19 protein-coding genes are annotated in these 16222 nt (G+C 72.5%); 16 read left to right on the plus strand and 3 right to left on the minus strand.

The genetic code is table 11. The features are described 5' to 3' along the window. The first annotated feature begins 134 nt into the window (after positions 1-134). The 4 genes from BUS84_RS27525 to BUS84_RS27540 all read left to right on the plus strand — a co-directional run bounded on the left by BUS84_RS27525 (position 135) and on the right by BUS84_RS27540 (position 4063). On the plus strand, positions 135-911 hold the full coding sequence (locus tag BUS84_RS27525) for a hypothetical protein (RefSeq protein WP_074319164.1): 777 nt from the start codon (positions 135-137) through the stop codon (positions 909-911). Between the two features lie 2 nt (positions 912-913). Beyond that, positions 914-1906: a nucleoside triphosphate pyrophosphohydrolase gene (locus BUS84_RS27530; protein ID WP_074316846.1), complete on the plus strand. Its 993-nt coding sequence runs from the start codon at positions 914-916 to the stop codon at positions 1904-1906. Positions 1907-1998: 92 nt separating this feature from the next. After that, positions 1999-3618: a DUF885 domain-containing protein gene (locus BUS84_RS27535; RefSeq protein ID WP_074316848.1), complete on the plus strand. Its 1620-nt coding sequence runs from the start codon at positions 1999-2001 to the stop codon at positions 3616-3618. Further along, the gene (locus BUS84_RS27540; protein WP_074316849.1) at positions 3611-4063 is read left to right on the plus strand and encodes a hypothetical protein; all 453 of its coding nucleotides are present in this window, start codon (positions 3611-3613) and stop codon (positions 4061-4063) included. The genes BUS84_RS27535 and BUS84_RS27540 overlap by 8 nt, the downstream gene beginning before the upstream one ends. A 41-nt stretch (positions 4064-4104) precedes the next feature. Here the strand turns inward: BUS84_RS27540 and nudC are convergent, their stop codons facing one another. Together nudC and BUS84_RS27550 are read right to left on the minus strand one after the other, a co-directional pair. After that, a complete protein-coding gene (gene nudC / locus BUS84_RS27545; protein WP_074316851.1) occupies positions 4105-4971 on the minus strand; it encodes an NAD(+) diphosphatase in 867 nt (288 codons plus the stop codon). Then, positions 4968-5660 (minus strand): hypothetical protein, encoded by a 693-nt coding sequence (locus tag BUS84_RS27550; RefSeq protein ID WP_074316853.1) that lies wholly within the window; start codon positions 5658-5660, stop codon positions 4968-4970. Before BUS84_RS27550 ends, nudC begins: the two co-directional genes overlap by 4 nt. 213 nt (positions 5661-5873) lie before the next feature. Here BUS84_RS27550 and eno point away from each other — a divergent pair, with 213 nt between their 5' ends. From eno to BUS84_RS27570, 4 genes are read left to right on the plus strand one after another with little or no spacing between them, the layout of a single operon-like run. Continuing rightward, entirely contained in the window at positions 5874-7157 is a 1284-nt protein-coding gene (gene eno, locus BUS84_RS27555) for a phosphopyruvate hydratase (protein ID WP_074316856.1), read from the plus strand. 32 nt (positions 7158-7189) lie between these two features. Then, positions 7190-7831, plus strand: coding sequence for an FtsB family cell division protein (locus BUS84_RS27560; protein WP_074319165.1), 642 nt, complete (start codon positions 7190-7192; stop codon positions 7829-7831). Between the two features lie 34 nt (positions 7832-7865). After that, positions 7866-8423 (plus strand): DUF501 domain-containing protein, encoded by a 558-nt coding sequence (locus BUS84_RS27565; protein ID WP_074319166.1) that lies wholly within the window; start codon positions 7866-7868, stop codon positions 8421-8423. Then, on the plus strand, positions 8420-8962 hold the full coding sequence (locus BUS84_RS27570; RefSeq protein WP_074316858.1) for an amino-acid N-acetyltransferase: 543 nt from the start codon (positions 8420-8422) through the stop codon (positions 8960-8962). Before BUS84_RS27565 ends, BUS84_RS27570 begins: the two co-directional genes overlap by 4 nt. Here BUS84_RS27570 and BUS84_RS27575 read toward each other — a convergent pair. After that, positions 8959-9840 carry a CE1 family esterase gene (locus tag BUS84_RS27575; RefSeq protein ID WP_084757608.1) on the minus strand — a complete coding sequence of 294 codons (882 nt, stop codon included), beginning with the start codon at positions 9838-9840 and terminating at the stop codon, positions 8959-8961. The genes BUS84_RS27570 and BUS84_RS27575 overlap by 4 nt on opposite strands. A gap of 109 nt (positions 9841-9949) precedes the next feature. On the opposite strand from BUS84_RS27575, the gene BUS84_RS27580 reads away from it, so the two are divergent. From BUS84_RS27580 to BUS84_RS27615, 8 genes are all read left to right on the plus strand, one after another. Further along, the gene (locus tag BUS84_RS27580) at positions 9950-10984 is read left to right on the plus strand and encodes an ArsR/SmtB family transcription factor (protein WP_084757609.1); all 1035 of its coding nucleotides are present in this window, start codon (positions 9950-9952) and stop codon (positions 10982-10984) included. 40 nt (positions 10985-11024) lie between these two features. Continuing rightward, positions 11025-11954, plus strand: coding sequence for a Ppx/GppA phosphatase family protein (locus BUS84_RS27585; RefSeq protein ID WP_074316860.1), 930 nt, complete (start codon positions 11025-11027; stop codon positions 11952-11954). 76 nt (positions 11955-12030) lie between these two features. After that, positions 12031-12564: a hypothetical protein gene (locus tag BUS84_RS27590; RefSeq protein WP_074316863.1), complete on the plus strand. Its 534-nt coding sequence runs from the start codon at positions 12031-12033 to the stop codon at positions 12562-12564. A 59-nt stretch (positions 12565-12623) separates the two neighbouring features. Further along, positions 12624-12956 carry a PadR family transcriptional regulator gene (locus BUS84_RS27595; RefSeq protein WP_074316865.1) on the plus strand — a complete coding sequence of 111 codons (333 nt, stop codon included), beginning with the start codon at positions 12624-12626 and terminating at the stop codon, positions 12954-12956. Then, the gene (locus BUS84_RS27600; RefSeq protein WP_074316867.1) at positions 12953-13966 is read left to right on the plus strand and encodes an HAAS signaling domain-containing protein; all 1014 of its coding nucleotides are present in this window, start codon (positions 12953-12955) and stop codon (positions 13964-13966) included. Before BUS84_RS27595 ends, BUS84_RS27600 begins: the two co-directional genes overlap by 4 nt. Positions 13967-14096: 130 nt before the next feature. Beyond that, on the plus strand, positions 14097-14579 hold the full coding sequence (locus BUS84_RS27605; RefSeq protein ID WP_244298747.1) for an LppU/SCO3897 family protein: 483 nt from the start codon (positions 14097-14099) through the stop codon (positions 14577-14579). 212 nt (positions 14580-14791) lie between these two features. Then, positions 14792-15478, plus strand: a complete 687-nt coding sequence (locus BUS84_RS27610) for a dienelactone hydrolase family protein (RefSeq protein WP_074316869.1) — start codon at positions 14792-14794, stop codon at positions 15476-15478. Continuing rightward, the gene (locus BUS84_RS27615; protein WP_425293468.1) at positions 15471-16211 is read left to right on the plus strand and encodes a uracil-DNA glycosylase; all 741 of its coding nucleotides are present in this window, start codon (positions 15471-15473) and stop codon (positions 16209-16211) included. Before BUS84_RS27610 ends, BUS84_RS27615 begins: the two co-directional genes overlap by 8 nt. Positions 16212-16222: the final 11 nt, after the last annotated feature.

The following is a 16222-nucleotide window of genomic DNA, read 5'->3' on the forward strand; positions in this document are numbered from 1 at the left end:
GCCCGGGGGCTTCGCGATCAGGGATGGTGTCGGTGCCGGGTGCGCCGGCACCATCCCTGATCGCCCGGACTGCGTGGGGCGCGTGAGGTGGGGGGCGTCACAGCGACGTGTCCTGCCGTGAGAGAGTGACCGTCATGCGTGCTCGCCGTCTTGTCGCCGTCGCCAGCGTGGCGGTCGGTCTCGTCGCCCTCTCCGGTTGCCGTGCCGAGCCCGGTATCGCCGCCTACATCGGTGATCACCGCATCACCGATGACCGCGTCGCGGCCGTGCTGAAGGACCTGCGGGACAAGAACCCGAAGCCGACCCCGTCGGCGACCCCGTCGTCCACCGTCAGCGGCCAGCCCGCGCCGCCGGAGCCGCAGCTGCCCGGGGCCGTCCAGGTGGCCAGTGTGCTGGTGCTGAGCGAGGTGTGCGAGCAGATCTCCGAGGAGAAGAACTACCAGCCGCGTGGCCAGGTGGCGCCCGAGCAGGTCGCTGAGGTTCTCATGCTGGCGCCCGGGACCGGGTACGTGCGGCAGGTGGCCGAGCTCTACACCTGCCTGTCCGGTGTGCCGTCCGAGCCGGTCGCGCCGACCGAGCAGGAGATGGCCGCTCTGATCGGGGTCGGCCGCGAGGCGGGCCTGATCCCGGCCACCACGACCGACGAGGACGCCGCCCGCCAACTCGACGGCGAGCAGCTGCGTGGCGCGCTGGCCACCCGACGGTCGCTGGTCGAGGCGGCCGAAGGCTACGACGTGACGGTCAGCCCCCGCTACCGCCCGCTCGAGTTCCCGGTGCTCAGCTTCCCCGGCGACGTGCCCGCCGTGAGCGTGCCGCTGGGTGAGCTGGGCTCCGACGCGGTCACCGACATCTCCACCCCGGAGCCGGTCCGGTCGACCGCCACTCCGGAGACCGAGGGCACGGCCAGCTGAGCATGGCCGCGCGGATCATCCTGCTGGTCACCTCGCCCCGGCTGCCGGCCGGTCTGCTGACCTCCGCCGCCTGGGACGTCGTACGCCAGCATCCGGTGCTGACCGGCGCGGAGAGCGAGCTGGCCACGGCCGTGCGCCAGGCGGGCGTCGAGGTCACCGTCGTGGACGGCCCGGCGACGCAGCCGCTGCTGGACGCGGTCGCGGCGCACGGGGCTGCGGTCTGGCTGGCCGGCCCGGCCGGCGACGAGTCCCTGGCCCGGGAGCTGGGTCTGCGGCTGGCCCGGGAGCCGGGGTTGGCCGATTTGGAGCTGATGTACGGCTCGTGGGATCCGCCGGGCGCCCGGCTGCTGGACGCGGTGGCCGTGCTGGACCGGCTGGCCTCGCCGGGCGGCGACCCGTGGAAGCGGGCGCAGACGCACCGCAGCCTCGCCGGTTATCTGCTGGAGGAGAGCTACGAGGCGTACGACGCGATCAGCGCCGGCGACACCGACGCGCTGCGCGAGGAGTTGGGCGACGTGCTGCTCCAGGTGGTGCTGCACGCCCGGCTCGCCGAGGAACTGCCCGAGGGCGAGCGGTGGAACGTCGACGACGTGGCGGGTGGCCTGGTCGACAAGATGATCCGGCGCAATCCGCACGTCTTCGCCGGCGCGGAGGCGGGCACGCTGGAGGAGATCACCGCCAACTGGGAGCGGATCAAGCGGGCGGAGAAGGCGCGCGACTCGGTGCTGGACGGCGTGGCGCTGAGCCAGCCCGCCCTCGCCCTGGCCGCGACGATCCTGGACCGCGCCGCCCGCGTCGGGCTGGCCGTTCCGCCGCCACTGGCCGACTCCCAGGTGGACGCCGAGGCGAGGCTCGGCGCCAGCCTCCTGGCCACGGTCGCGGCGGCCCGCCAGGCCGACCTGGACCCGGAGGCCGCGCTGCGCCGCACCACCCTGGCCTACGCCGAGGCGGTCCGCGCCGCCGAAGTCTCCACCCCGCCCGCCGAACCACGCTGATCATGAGGTTGACGGCCGGCGTTGGGTGCGCTGGCCTCGCCAACCCCATGATCGCCGCCGCCCGCGTCGGTGGGGGTCGGTAGGGTCGGGGGGTGGAAGCGTTTGGGGTTCTGGCGGAGCGGGTCGTCGAGGCGTTGTTGGAGAGTCGACCGGGTGTCGCGACCGCGGCGGGGGACCACCGCTACGACGACCGGCTGCCGGATCTGTCCGCCGACGCGCTGGCCACTGACCGGGCGATGCTCTCCGACGCGGCGAACGCGCTGTCCGAACTGGACCCTGACTCGCTCGACGTCGAGGAGCAGGTGGACCATGCGCTGCTCACCTCGTTCGTGGATCGGGAGCTGTTCGAGCTGACCGAGATCCGGTCGCACGAGTGGGATCCGCTGCACCACAACCCCGGCCCGCTGCTGCACCCGCTGCTGGCCCGCCCGTACGCCCCGGCCGAGGTGCGGCTGACCCACCTGGCCGGCCGGCTCGCCGCCGTACCGGACGCGCTGGCGACCGCCCGCGCGACGCTGCGGGACATGCCACGGATCCACGCCGAGACGGCGGTCGGGCAGTTCACCGGCACGGCCGCGCTGATCCGCGACGAGCTGCCGCCGCTGCTCGCCCAGGCGCCTGGCAGCTTCGACCGGGTGGAGCCGGCGGCCACCGCGGCGATCGCCGCGCTGGAGGAGTTCGTCGCCTGGCTGCGCATCGGCCTGGCCGCCGACAGCGGCCCCGGCCGTGACCCCCGCCTGGGCCGCCGCCGCTGGGAGGCCCGGCTCTGGCACACCCTGGACACCGAGCTGGGCGCCGCCGAGATCCAGCGCCGCGCCTGGGCCAACCTGGACCGGGTCACCGCGGAGATCCGCGAGGCGTCCGTCGAGCTGGTCGGCGGTCGGGCCGACGACGCGGCGGTACGCCGGGCGCTGGATGTGCTCGCCGCCGAGCACCCGGACGACCGGACCATCGTCGAGCTGGCCGGGGTGACCCTGGACGAGGCGACCGATTTCGTCCGCGCGCACGACCTGATCACCCTGGTCGACGACCGGTGCGTGATCCAGGAGATGCCGGAGTTCGCCCGGGGCGTCGCGGTGGCGTACTGCGACTCGCCCGGCCCGCTGGAGACCGCGGCACTGCCGACGTTCTACTGCATCGCGCCCACCCCCACGGACTGGCCGGCGCACCGGGTCGAGTCGTTCTACCGCGAGTACAACGACCACATGATCCGCAACCTGACCGTGCACGAGGCGATGCCCGGGCACTTCCTCCAGCTCGCCCACGCCCGCCGTTACGTCGGTGGCACCCGGGTCCGGGCGCTGGCCGAGTCGGGCCCGTTCATCGAGGGCTGGGCCGTGTACGCCGAGGAGCTGATGGCCGGGCTCGGCTTCGGCGGCCTGCCGGTGCGGTTGCAGCAGCTCAAGATGCAGCTGCGGATGACCATCAACGCGCTGCTCGACCAGTTGGTGCACGCCGAGGACCTGCCCGAGGCCGAGGCGATGGCGCTGATGACCGGGCGCGGCTTCCAGGAGGAGGGCGAGGCCGCCGGCAAGTGGCGCCGGTCGCTGCTCACGTCCACCCAGCTCTCCACCTACTTCGTCGGGTACAGCGAGGTGGCCGAGATCGCCGCCGCCCGCCCGCACGGGGTGTCGGTGCGTGACTGGCACGACGCGATGCTCGCCCACGACTGCCCGCCCCCGCGCCACCTGCGCACTCTGCTCGATGTCTGAGGAAACTGCCGGGCTGCACGCGCTCCCCCAGGTCAAGGAGTGGGTGGACGGTTGGGGGAGCTTCGATCACGGGTCCTTCGTGCTGGTCAACACCACTGTCGCGGAGGCCGTGGTGCTGGCCGACATCCTCTGGCCCCGGTTCGTCGAGTACCGCGGCGGTGTGTTCCTCGGCTTCCGCTTCGACGCCGAGGGGGTGGACACCTGGCTCGCCGAGCTGGATGGTGACGTCCCACGGGTGGAGTCGATGATCAACCACCTGCACCTGTGGGACATCATGAACCCGGCGGGCGACGCCGAGTATGTCGCGCTGTCGGCGCTGGCGCCGCGGATCGCCGAGGCGTGGCGGGCCGCACTACTGCTCCGGTTGCCCGACCGCGATTTCGTGGTCACCGTCGCCGACGACCCGGAGGACTACGGGCCCACCCTCTACCTGGCCTCGGCCTGACCGCTGCCTCCGGCGCACCCGAGGCAGCAACGTCGCGAAAGTCACCGCCGTCCGGCGGTCGCCGTCGCGTCGATCAGCCAGCGCGAGATGGAGTACGCGGGCGGCAGCTCCGCCGGCAGCGCGTCCAGGCCGAACCAGCGGGCCTCGGTCAGCTCCCGGCCGTCGACCACCGGCTCGGCCAGCGGGTCGGCGGCACGGGCGGTGAAGCCGGCGAGCAGCACCCCGGGACCGGAGATCGCCCACGGCTGGCTGCCGAAGTAGGCCATCCCGTCGACGCTGAGCCCGACCTCCTCGCCGACCTCCCGGTGCACTGCCGCCTCCAGGGTCTCGCCGGCCTCGACGAAACCGGCCACCAGCGCCCACAGCCCGGTCGGGCCGGTGGCGTGCCGGACCAGCAGCAGCTCGTCGGCGCGACCGGACGGGCCGGGCCGGGTGATCGCGACCAGCACCGCGGCGGAGAGCTGCATCGGGACGTATAGGCCGCAGTCGGGGCAGCGCCGGGAGGTCTCGCCGGGCTGGTCGGTCAGCTCGGCACGGCAGGCGCCGCACCACCGGTGGGTACGTCGCCAGGTGACCACGGCCAACGCCCGGCCGGCCAGCGTGGCGAGCGGCTCGGGCACCTCGGCGGCGAGCGACGCCCATCCCCGCGCCCGGCCGGGGACCCCGTCGGCGGTGGCCAGGTCGGTCGCCCACGCGGGCACCCCGTCGAGGGTGCCCAACGGCACCCAGGGGGTGTCGGCGGGCAGGTCGGCGACCCGGGCCACCGTCCCGTCGGCGGTGGTCAGCAGCTTCGCGCCGATCACCGGCAGGGCCAGGTCGGTGGGCGCGGGCGGGCGGCCGAGGTCGGCCCCCGGCTGGAACCCGGCGCGCTGCGCGGTGGGCGCGGACCCGACGGCAGGGCCGGTCACGAGCCGCCCGGCCGTTGGTCCACCACGCTGGCACCGGCGGGCGGGTCGAACGCGTCCTTCGCCACCGTGTCGGAGTAGCTGCTCAGCGCCAGCTCCATCGGCTTGCCGTCGACCGGGCCGGTGAAGCTGCCGAGCACACCGTCGGTCGTCACGCAGGCTGTGAGGTCGCCGTCGGACCGCTGCACCTCGACGCAGGTGGCGTGGTGCCCGGCGACGGTGGTGTCACTCTGCTCGATGACCGCCTGCGGGTCGAGCGCGGCGGCGGTCAGCAGCCCGACCACCACCGGCGGGGTGACCAGGCCCTGCTCGTTCGCCTCGGCGAAGAGCGCCACGGTGGGCTTGCTGCCCGGTGTGGGTGGCGTGACCAGCGTGCACGCCGTGCGGCCGCCGGCCGCCGTGCACCTTGTGATCCCGTCCGGGGTGACGGTGAGTCGCCCACCCGGGTAGCGGTACGAGGAGCGGGCCGGATCCTGGGCCTGCACGATCGTGGCGGTCTCTCCGCCGGGTAACTGGTATTCGGCCGAGTAGGTCAGCTCCAGCGCCCGGTCGAGCCGGGCGGCGAGGTCGTTGACCAGATCGGAGCGGCCCATGGCGCGTCCGGCGTCCTCGAATGTCTGACAGCCGGTGACCGTGAGCGACGCGATGACCGACACGGCGAGCATGCGGAGGGTGGTCGAGGCGGCGGGCATGGCGACCAGCCTGGTGGATCGGGTCGGCGCAGCGCAAACCCGTTGCCGGTTGACGCCCGGAAATCCGGGAATGTCCGTCACCGTGGGGCGACTCGGGTACGCGGGCGACGCCGTGCCCGTTCTCGTGGCCCGATACGCTGCGTTCAACACCTGCCTCAGCCGCACCGTCGCGGCCCACCCACGGACCGGATCACAACAACGAGGAGCGACTCAGTGGCAACCATCGAGGGAATCGTCGCCCGGGAGATTCTCGACTCGCGGGGCAACCCGACGGTCGAGGTCGAGGTCGGCCTGGACGACGGCACGGTGGCCCGCGCCGCCGTGCCCTCCGGCGCCTCCACCGGCGCCTTCGAGGCGATCGAGCTGCGCGACGGTGACGCCGACCGCTACCAGGGCAAGGGCGTGGAGAAGGCGGTCTCCAACGTCGAAGACAAGATCGTCGACCAGATCATCGGGTACGAGGCCAGCGAGCAGCGCCTGATCGACCAGAAGATGCTCGACATCGACGGCACCGACAGTAAGTCGGAGCTGGGCGCGAACGCCATCCTCGGCGTCTCCCTCGCGGTCGCGAAGGCTGCCGCCGGCAGCGCCGAGCTGAGCCTCTTCCGCTACCTGGGCGGTCCGAACGCGCACCTCCTGCCGGTGCCGATGATGAACATCCTCAACGGTGGCGCGCACGCCGACTCCAACGTCGACATCCAGGAATTCATGATCGCGCCGATCGGCGCGCCCACCTTCCGTGAGGCGCTGCGCTCCGGCGCGGAGGTCTACCACGCGCTCAAGTCGGTGCTGAAGAAGAAGGGCCTGTCGACCGGGCTCGGCGACGAGGGTGGCTTCGCGCCGAACCTGCCGACCAACGCCGCGGCGCTGGACCTGATCGCCGAGGCGGTCGAGAAGGCCGGCTACCGGCTCGGCAGCGACATCGTGTTCGCGCTCGACGTGGCGGCGACGGAGTTCTTCGACAACGGCACCTACACCTTCGAGGGCAGCCCGAAGTCCGCCGAGGAGATGAGCACCTACTACACCAAGCTGGCCGACGAGTACCCGATCGTGTCGATCGAGGACCCGCTGGCGGAGGACGACTGGACCGGCTGGCAGACGCTGACCGCCTCGATCGGCGACCGGGTGCAGATCGTCGGTGACGACCTGTTCGTGACCAACCCGCAGCGCATCGCCCGCGGCATCGCGGAGAAGGCGGCGAACGCGGTCCTGGTCAAGGTCAACCAGATCGGTTCGCTGACCGAGACCCTGGACGCGGTGGACCTGGCCCACCGGGCCGGCTTCAAGTGCATGATGAGCCACCGCTCCGGCGAGACCGAGGACACCACCATCGCCGACCTGGCGGTGGCCACCGGCTGCGGCCAGATCAAGACCGGCGCGCCGGCCCGTTCGGACCGCGTCGCCAAGTACAACCAGCTGCTCCGGATCGAGGAGGAGCTGGCCGACGCGGCGCGCTACGCCGGTGTCGGCGCTTTCCCGCGCTACCGTTCGGCCTGAGACGCGCGAAGCCTCGGGGGAGGGGTGTGACGATGCAGCAGCGCCGCACACCGGGTGGTCAGCGTCCCGCCCGCCGGCCGGGTCAGTCCGGTCGGCCGGGCGGCGGCCGCGCCACGCGGGGATCGGTCCGGGAGGCCGGCGTACGCGCCGAGCCGCGCGGCGCCGCTGGTCGGGCGCCGGGCGCGGCCCGGAGCGCCGAGGGGGTTCGCTCCGCGAACCGTCCGGCGGCGGCCCGGCGTACCGCCGCCGGTGGTGCCGTCAAGCGGCTCGCCGCACCCCACCCCCGTCGCTTCACCGGCCGGGCCACCGTGCTGTTCGCGGTCCTGATCGCGCTCGCCCTGGCCTACACCTACCCGGTCCGGGTCTACCTGGACCAGCAGGCCGACATCGAGCGGATGGAGGCCGCCCAGGCGGCGCAGGAAGAAGAGATCGGCAAACTCGCCGCCGAGGCCGCCAAATGGCAGGACGACGAGTACATCAAGACCCAGGCCCGGGAACGGTTCTTCATGGGCCGGCCGGGCGAGAAGATGATGGTGGTGCTCCACGACCCGGAGGGCGCTGCCCGGGACGCCGGAAAGTCGGCCGGAGCGGCCGCCCCGGCCGGTCCGGTGACCTGGTACGACACGCTCTGGTCGAGCGTTCAGGCGGCGGACAGCCAGCAGCCGGGTAAGTGAACCACCGACCAGCGCACCAGGAGAGATGGGCACCGTGACTGTCGCACCACCGCCGGAGTCGGCGGCGGATTCCGTACCCCTGCCGCACCGCGAGCCGGCCACCGAGGCCGACCTGGCCGCGGTGGGCGCGCAGCTCGGCCGCCCGCCACGTGGGACCCGGGCGGTGGCGCACCGCTGCCCGTGTGGTCTGCCGGACGTGGTGGAGACGACGCCCCGCCTCGCCGACGGCACGCCGTTCCCGACGCTGTACTACCTGACCTGCCCCCGGGCCACGGCGGCGTGCAGCCGGCTGGAGTCGGCCGGGCTGATGAAGGAGATGGCCGACCGGCTGACGACGGATCCCGAGCTGGCCGCCCGCTACCGGGCGGCGCACGAGGATTACCTCACCCGCCGGGAGGCGATCGGCGAGGTGCCCGAGATCGCCGGCATCTCGGCTGGCGGCATGCCTGGCCGGGTGAAGTGCCTGCACGTGCACCTGGGGCACGCGCTGGGTGCCGGCCCCGGGGTGAACCCGTTCGGCGACGAGACGCTGGCGCTGGTCGAACCTTGGTGGACGGCCGGCCCGTGCGTGGACGTGCCGGCGGGCGAATGAGCGCGGACGCCGGGTGGTCGGCACCGGCTGCCGAGAGCCAGATCCTGGTGCGGCGTGCCCGCACCGGGGACGTGCGTGGCATCCGGCGGCTGGTCGACACGTACACCGACGACCGGCGGCTGCTGAGCAAGGCCACCGTCACCCTCTACGAGGACGTGCAGGAGTTCCGGGTGGCGGTCCGCGCCGAGGACGGCGCCGTGGTGGGCTGTGGCGCGCTGCACGTGATGTGGGAGGACCTGGCCGAGATCCGCACGGTCGCGGTGGATCCGTCCTGCCGGGGCCAACGGATCGGGCACCGGCTGGTCGGTGAGCTGATCGACGCTGCTCGGGAACTGGGCGTGGCCCGCATCTTCGTGCTCACCTTCGAGACCCGGTTCTTCGCCTCGTTCGGGTTCCAGGCGATCGACGGCGCGCCGGTGCCGCAGCCGGTCTACGAGCAGCTGCTGCGCTCGTACGACGAGGGTGTCGCGGAGTTCCTGGACCTGGAGCGGGTGAAGCCGAACACGCTGGGCAACACCCGGATGCTGCTGCGGCTCTAGGTGGTGGCCTTGCGGGGGTGCGCGGCGAAGAACTCCCACATCAGGTCGGTGGCCGACAGACCGGCGGTGGGTGCGGCGAACTGACCGGTTGTCGCCCCCGGCCAGCTGTGGCCCATGCTGGCGATCGTGTAGATGCTGACCTCGCTGCCGTCCGCGCAGCGGGCCATGGTCCGGGTAACCCCCGGCACTCCGGAGGCCTTCGGGCTGGGCTTGCACCGGAGTCGCTGCTGCCAGGTCCGCATGCCCGCCTCGAAGACCGAGTCGTTCCGGTCCTGCGACCCGATGAAGGTGATCACCGAAACGGGGCTCTTCGGTATGTAGTTGTCGGGTGTGGTCATAGGGCCGATGTAGCCGCCGCTGACCACCCCGATCGCGGCGAAACGGCCCGCACTCTCCACCGCCGCCCGGAAACTCATGTCGGCACCGTTCGAGATGCCGGTGAGGAAGACCCGGGTCGGGTCGACCCGCCAGGTCTGTACCAGGTGGTCGGTGAGTGCGTTGAGGAAGCCGACGTCGTCCGTCTTGCCGCAGCAGATCAGCGCGTTGAAGCCGCCACCCTGCCCGTCGGGGTAGGCGACCAGGACGTTGTCCTTGTCGGCCTTGGCGTCCAGACCGGTCAGCTCCCGCATGGCGGAGCCGGTTCCGGGAAAGAAGTGCAGCGCGATGACCAGTGCGGGTGACCGGCTGGGGTCGTACCCGTCTGGTGCGTGCAGCAGGTAGGCGCGGTCGAGCCCGTTGTGCTTCAGGGTGAGCCGGTGATCGCCCGGCGCTGGGCGTTCAGCCGACGGGGAGGGTGCGGCTGAAGGGGCCGACGAAGGCTGCCCCCGCTCGCAGGCCGCGGCGGCCACGATGAGACAAAGCCCCGTCAACACTGCCATCGTCCGACGCACGCTGGCCACCCCCCGTCGATCCCGACGTCCACACTGGAGGCAGCCGGCGTCTGGATCAACCCTTTCGGTCCTGGCCGAAGGCAGGCAGGCTGTCCCCATGCTTCGCCTCGAGCTCGGGCCGGCGGACCTGTGCCGGGTGCGGTTCGCCGACCGGCTGCACCCGGTCGGGACCGCGCTGCTGGCCGGTCAGTGGCTGCGTGATCCCACGGTCGCGATGATGGCGCCGTCCCTGGCCGAGCACGCGGGGGCTGTCGAGGCTGTCGGCGTCGCCCAGGCGGCCACCGCGATTCTGCGGCACCTCCTGCCCGGTCGGGGGAGCCTGCCGGATTTCGTCACCCCCTTCGACGGCATGGAGTCGCTGGCGGCCGGTCTCGAGGCGATCCGGGCCACCCCGGCGCGCCGGGTCCGGGCCGAGATCACCGCCGCGTACGCCGATGTGGCCGCGAGCCCGCTGCGGCGACGGTTCGCGGCGGCCGACCCGGAGACGCTGGACCTGTTCGGCGGGGCCGTGCGCACCTGGTTCGAGGCTGTCCTGGCGCCGCACTGGCCCGATCTGGTGGCGGCGTACCGCCAGCAGGTGACCTGCGCCAGCCAGCGGTTGGCCCGGCACGGCCTGACCAACCTCTTCGACGATCTGCACCCGGCGATCCGCTGGCGGGAACCGGTGCTGGAGGTGCGGACCTGGTGGCACGGAGAGCTGACCGGCACGGGGCACGGGCTCATCCTGTCGCCCTCCCCGTTGGCGGGTCCCCGCCCCCGGGTGCTGTTCGAGCCGGGTCGGCCGATCCTGCTCGTCTACCCGGTGCCGATGCCTCGCCGGGCGGCCTCCGCGGGGGTCGACTCCCTCGGCCGGCTGCTCGGCACCACTCGGGCGCTGGTGCTCCGCCGGCTCGCGGACGACGGCGGGCTGACCACGACGGTGCTGGCCCGGGCCGTCGGGATCAGTCTCTCCTCGACGTCGGAGCACGCCAGCGCGCTGCGGTCGGCCGGGCTGATCGCCAGCGAGCGGGACGGCGGGGCCGTGCGGCACCACCTGACACCGCTCGGTGCGCAGCTGCTGGACGCCGGCTCGGAGGCGTCGGTGCCGGACCTCTCGGCGGCGTGGCCCTCGACCGGACAACCCGCCGGGTGACCGCCTGGCCTGCCGTAAGGTTGCTGCCGTGACGACGCGTGTGGCGGCCATCGACTGCGGGACCAACTCGATCCGACTGCTGGTCGCCGACCTGCCCGACCCAGCGGCCGGACCGCAGGCTCCGCTGACCGACCTGACCCGACGGATGGAGATCGTCCGGCTGGGGCAGGACGTGGACCGGACCGGCCGGTTGGCGCCGGAGGCGATCGAGCGGACCAGGGTGGCACTGGCGTCGTACGTCGCCGACATCGAGAAGCTGGGTGCGGAGCGGGTGCGGATGTGCGCCACCTCGGCGTCCCGGGACGCGGCCAACGCCGACGACTTCACCGAGATGGTGCGGCGCACCCTCGGGGTCGCGCCCGAGGTGGTCAGCGGTGATGAGGAGGCGCGGCTGTCCTTCACCGGCGCGGTGCGGGGGCTTCCCGCGGACGCGAAGGAGCCGTTCCTGGTCGTGGACATCGGCGGCGGCTCCACCGAGTTCGTGGTCGGTGACCGGGCCGGCGGGGTGCGGGCCGCGATATCGGTGGACATCGGGTGCGTCCGGATGACCGAGCGGCACCTGCTGGGCGATCCGCCGACTCCGGAGCAGATCGCCGCCGCGCAGGCCGACATCGCGGCGGCGGTGGACCGGGCGCTCGCGGCGGTGCCCGGCCGGGAGGCGGCCACGCTGGTCGGTCTCGCCGGGTCGGTCACGACCGTGGTCGCCATGGCCCAGGGCCTGCGGGAGTACGACCCGGAGCGCATCCACCACGCCCGGGTCTCCTACGACGCGGTGGCTGAGGTGACGGCCGACCTGCTGGGTCGGACCCGTGAGCAGCGGCTGGCGATTCCGGTGATGCACCCGGGCCGGGCCGACGTGATCGGCGCGGGCGCGCTGGTGCTCCGGCTGATCATGGAGCGGGCCGGGATGCCGTCGGTGGTCGCATCGGAGCACGACATCCTCGACGGGATCGCCTGGAGTCTTCAGTGAAGACGTCGCACTGATCGTCGTCGAACTGTGACGAGGTTGATGCCCCAGGCCGACGCTGGGCTGTGACCGTCGGAGGATGAGCCTTCACGCGCGGACGGTGTGCCGGGCGGCCGCTCGGCTGGCCGTGGCGGTACTGATCCTCGGCGGATTGACCTCCTGCTCGCCGGAGAGGAAGGGCATCACCGGCCTGACCGTTGATGCCGCTGGCCGCCCGCTCGCGGCGCTGGCCTGGTGTTCGGATCGGCCGCCCGACATCGTGTCGCTCTTCACCGTCAGGGAGGCGACGTCGCCGACCCCGTCGGGCCGGCCGACGCCGTGGCCGATGTGGCCGGGGGAGAAATACACCGTGCCACGTGCAGCGACCTCGCCCACCACCGTGCCCCTGGAGAGCTTCCCGCCTGGGTCGGGTGCAGACCCGGACGTCGCCTACGCGATGTATGGAGTCGCTGACGACAACAGCTTCACCACGCACCGGGTGGACTTTCGCGTTGGCGAACTGACCGATCTGGCGGCCGGATCGGTCCTGGTCACGGAGATCGTCGAAGGCGAGGAAGTGCAGGTGACCCTCTCCCTCGAGGAGTTCGCGCATCGAGGAGAGAACGAATGCTGACCGGCGCGTCGAGGCCGAATCGTTGACGCTATTTCGCATTGCACAGTAGTGTGCAGTGCGTGGACACCACACAGTTACTGAAGGGCGTGCTCGATCTGGCCGTCCTGGCCGTGCTCCGGGAGGAGGACGGCTACGGCTACGACATCCTGCGCCGGCTCCGCGAGGCCGGGCTGGAGGAGGTCGGCGACGCCTCGGTCTACGGCACGCTGCGCCGCCTCTTCGCGGCCGGCCTGCTCACCACCTACGTCGTGCCGAGCGAATCCGGGCCGCACCGCAAGTACTACTCGCTCAACGCCGCCGGGCGCGACCAGTTGACCCGCTCCGGCAAGCTCTGGCGCTCGTTCGCCACCACCATGGACAGTCTGCTCGACGATCGGGGGATGGCGGCATGACCGTCACGGAGCAGGAAATCACGGACTATGTGGCGCGGGTCCGAGCGGCGCTGGCCGACCTGCCGCCCACCCAACGCGACGAGCTGACCGAGGATCTGGCCGACCACCTCGCCGAAGTGGCCGCCGAGGCCGACGGCACCCTCGTCGAGCGGCTCGGGGAGCCCGAGACGTACGCCGCCGAGCTGCGCGCCGCGGCCGGCGCACCGGGCGGTGGGCGCAACCTCGACCAGCGGGTCGCCACCGCGGTGGTCCGGGTCCGCAGCCGACTGCGCTCGATCGACTCCCGGCTCGGCCCACCGCTGGGGTACGAGACGGCCAGCGACTTCCTCCGGTTGCTGCGCCCCGGCTGGTGGGTGCTGCGCGGCTACCTGGCGGCGATGCTGATCACCATGATCACCACTGGTGACGGCTTCGGGCTGCTGCCCCGGTTCGGTGGAGAGCTGCTCGCCGGCCTGATCATGCTGGTCGGTCTCGTGCTCGTCTCGATCTGGCTCGGTCGCCGCTCCGAGCGGTTGAGCCGCTGGCCGCGTTGGGCACTGCACGCCGGCAGCCTGGTGCTGGTGTTCTTCGCGCTCGCCGCGCTGGCCAACGCCGAGGACCGGCTCGGCTACAGCGACTACTACTACGACCAGACCTCGGTCGACAGCCAGTACAGCCAGGTCCGGGATGTCTTCGTCTACGACAGCGAGGGCCGGCTGGTGGAGAACGCCCGGCTCTTCGACCAGAACGGCGACCCGATCCGGCTCGGCCACCCGGACTGCGCGGACCCGGCCGACGTCTACGGCAAGCCGCTGCTGCGGGCGTACCCGTACTGCCCGGACCAGGCACCCTTCGGACCCTGGGCTCCGGGCGCGCCGATGCCGGCCCCGACCGCGACGCCGATGCCGGCCCCGACCGCGACGCCCGAGCCGACCGCGACGCCCGGGCCGACCGGGACGGCCACCGCTGAGCCCACGGTGGGCCCGACCGCGACGCCCACCGGCGCACCGACCCCCGCCGCGACGGGCTGAACGACGGTGTGAACAGGATCATGCACACGAAGCTGGGAAATAGCTGAACGGACGAGGCGAGCGGGACGACACCGGAAATCAATGATCGTTACGGTGTCGTCTGCTCATCAACCCCTCGGAAGGAACCCCCGTGTCAGAGCAGGTCGCACCGCCCCCCGCGTCCGACGTCGCGCCGCCCCAGCCGGCCGTCGAGACGCCGTCGCCGGTCGAGCCGGAGGCGAAGAAGCCCGGTGCAAAGAAGGCCCTCGGCATCATCGGCGCGATCGTCGTGTTCGTCGTCATCGCCGGCCTGAAGTTCGGTCTCGCGACCACGATCGGCAACTTCCTGAACAAGGACGAGACGGCCGACGCCAAGGCCGGCGACTGCATCGCCGAGCTGCCCGAGCTCACCGGCACCGAGGAGGAGGAGGTCGACGGCGCCAAGGTCGTCGAGTGCACCTCCACCGACGCGGCGTACAACGTGGTCGGTCGGCTCGACGGGCAGACCGAGGCGCAGGCCAAGGCCCCCACCGCGTGCGACCAGTACCTCAAGGAGGGCGAGGAGGGCTACGTCTTCTACAACATCGAGCAGGGCAAGACGGGCTACGTGCTCTGCCTGACCCAGAAGGCCTGACCGGAGCCTCAGCAGACCGGGCAGCAGCACCGACGGCGGCGGGGGAACCTACCCCCGCCGCCGTCGGCGTACGCGGAGTCACCACCCGGCGAACGGGAGGTGAATGCCACTGTTCCCGCGTCTTCCCGGCGGCGGCGCGGCATGGCAGGCTACCGGCACGTAGGACCACTGGGCGACCAGCCAACGATGACTGACCGCTAGGAGGACGGCCGATGGGCGAGATGGTGAGCTACCGCAGCAACGGGGGCACGAGCGAGGGGTATCTCGCGATACCCGCCAGCGGCATCGCCAGCCCCGCCGTCATCGTCATCCAGGAGTGGTGGGGCCTGGTCCCGCACATCCGGTCGGTGGCGGACCGGTTCGCCGAGGCCGGTTTCGTCGCCCTCGCCCCGGACTTCTACCACGGTGAAGCCACCAGCGAGCCGGACGAGGCGCAGCGACTGCTGATGGCGATGCGGATGGACGAGGCGGCCAAGGACATCGCCGGCGCCGCCGACTACCTCGCCGGGCGGCCGGAGGTCACCGGCAAGGTAGGGGCGGTGGGCTTCTGCGCCGGCGGCAGCCTGGCTCTCTGGTCGGCCACTCTCTCCGAGCGCATCGTCGCCAGCGTGGGCTTCTACCCCGTTCTGCCCTGGGAGTCGATGCGCCCCGACTGGGCCGACTACGCCGGCAAGGCCGCCGTCATCCACTGCTCCGAAGAGGACGGTACGTCCGCCGCCGATGGCGTGCAGACCGCCCACCGGGCCATCGAGGAGGCCGGCGGCACCTGCCACCTCTACGACTACCCGGGCACCTCGCACGCCTTCTTCAACGACGACCGGCCGGAGGCGTTCGACCAGCGCGCCGCCGCCAGCGCCTGGGCCCGCACCCTGGAACTCTTCCGGGCCAAGCTTGGCTGAGCCGCGTACCCCCGAGCAGGTGGTCGCCCGCGCCGCGCGGGCGACCGACCTGGCCGACCTGGACGCGGAGGTGAGCGACTGTTTCGCCTGCCCTCGACTCGTCCGGTGGAGGGAGGAGGTGGCCCGCACCCGCCGGGCCGCCTTCCGTGAGCAGGAGTACTGGGGCCGGCCGGTCCCGGGCTTCGGCGCCGTCGACGCGCGGATCGCCATCCTCGGGCTGGCGCCCGCCGCGCACGGTGGCAACCGCACCGGCCGGATCTTCACCGGCGACCGGTCGGGTGACGTGCTCTTCGCCGCCCTGCACCGGGCCGGGCTGGCCAACCAGCCGACCAGTATCGCCGCCGACGACGGGCTGACGCTGCGGGACACCCGCATCTTCTCGGCCGTCCGGTGCGCGCCGCCGGACAACAAGCCCACCCCGGAGGAGCGGGACACCTGCGCGCCCTGGCTGCACCGTGAGGTCGCGCTCATCCGGCCCACGCTGCGCGTCGTGGTCGCGCTGGGCGCGTTCGCCTGGACAGCGTGGTGGCCCGTGCTGCACCAGGTGTACGGGCAGCGCCCGCCCAGCCCGCGACCGAGGTTCGGCCATGGGGCACACTGGTCCGGCACGGCCGCACCGGAATTGCTCGGCTGCTACCACGTCAGCCAGCAGAACACCTTCACCGGGCGGCTGACACCAGAGATGCTGGACGATGTCTTCGGCAGGGCCAAGCAGCTGGCCGGAGTGGACTGAGAGTGCGTGGG

The organism is Micromonospora cremea (genome assembly GCF_900143515.1).
GTDB lineage: Bacteria > Actinomycetota > Actinomycetes > Mycobacteriales > Micromonosporaceae > Micromonospora > Micromonospora cremea.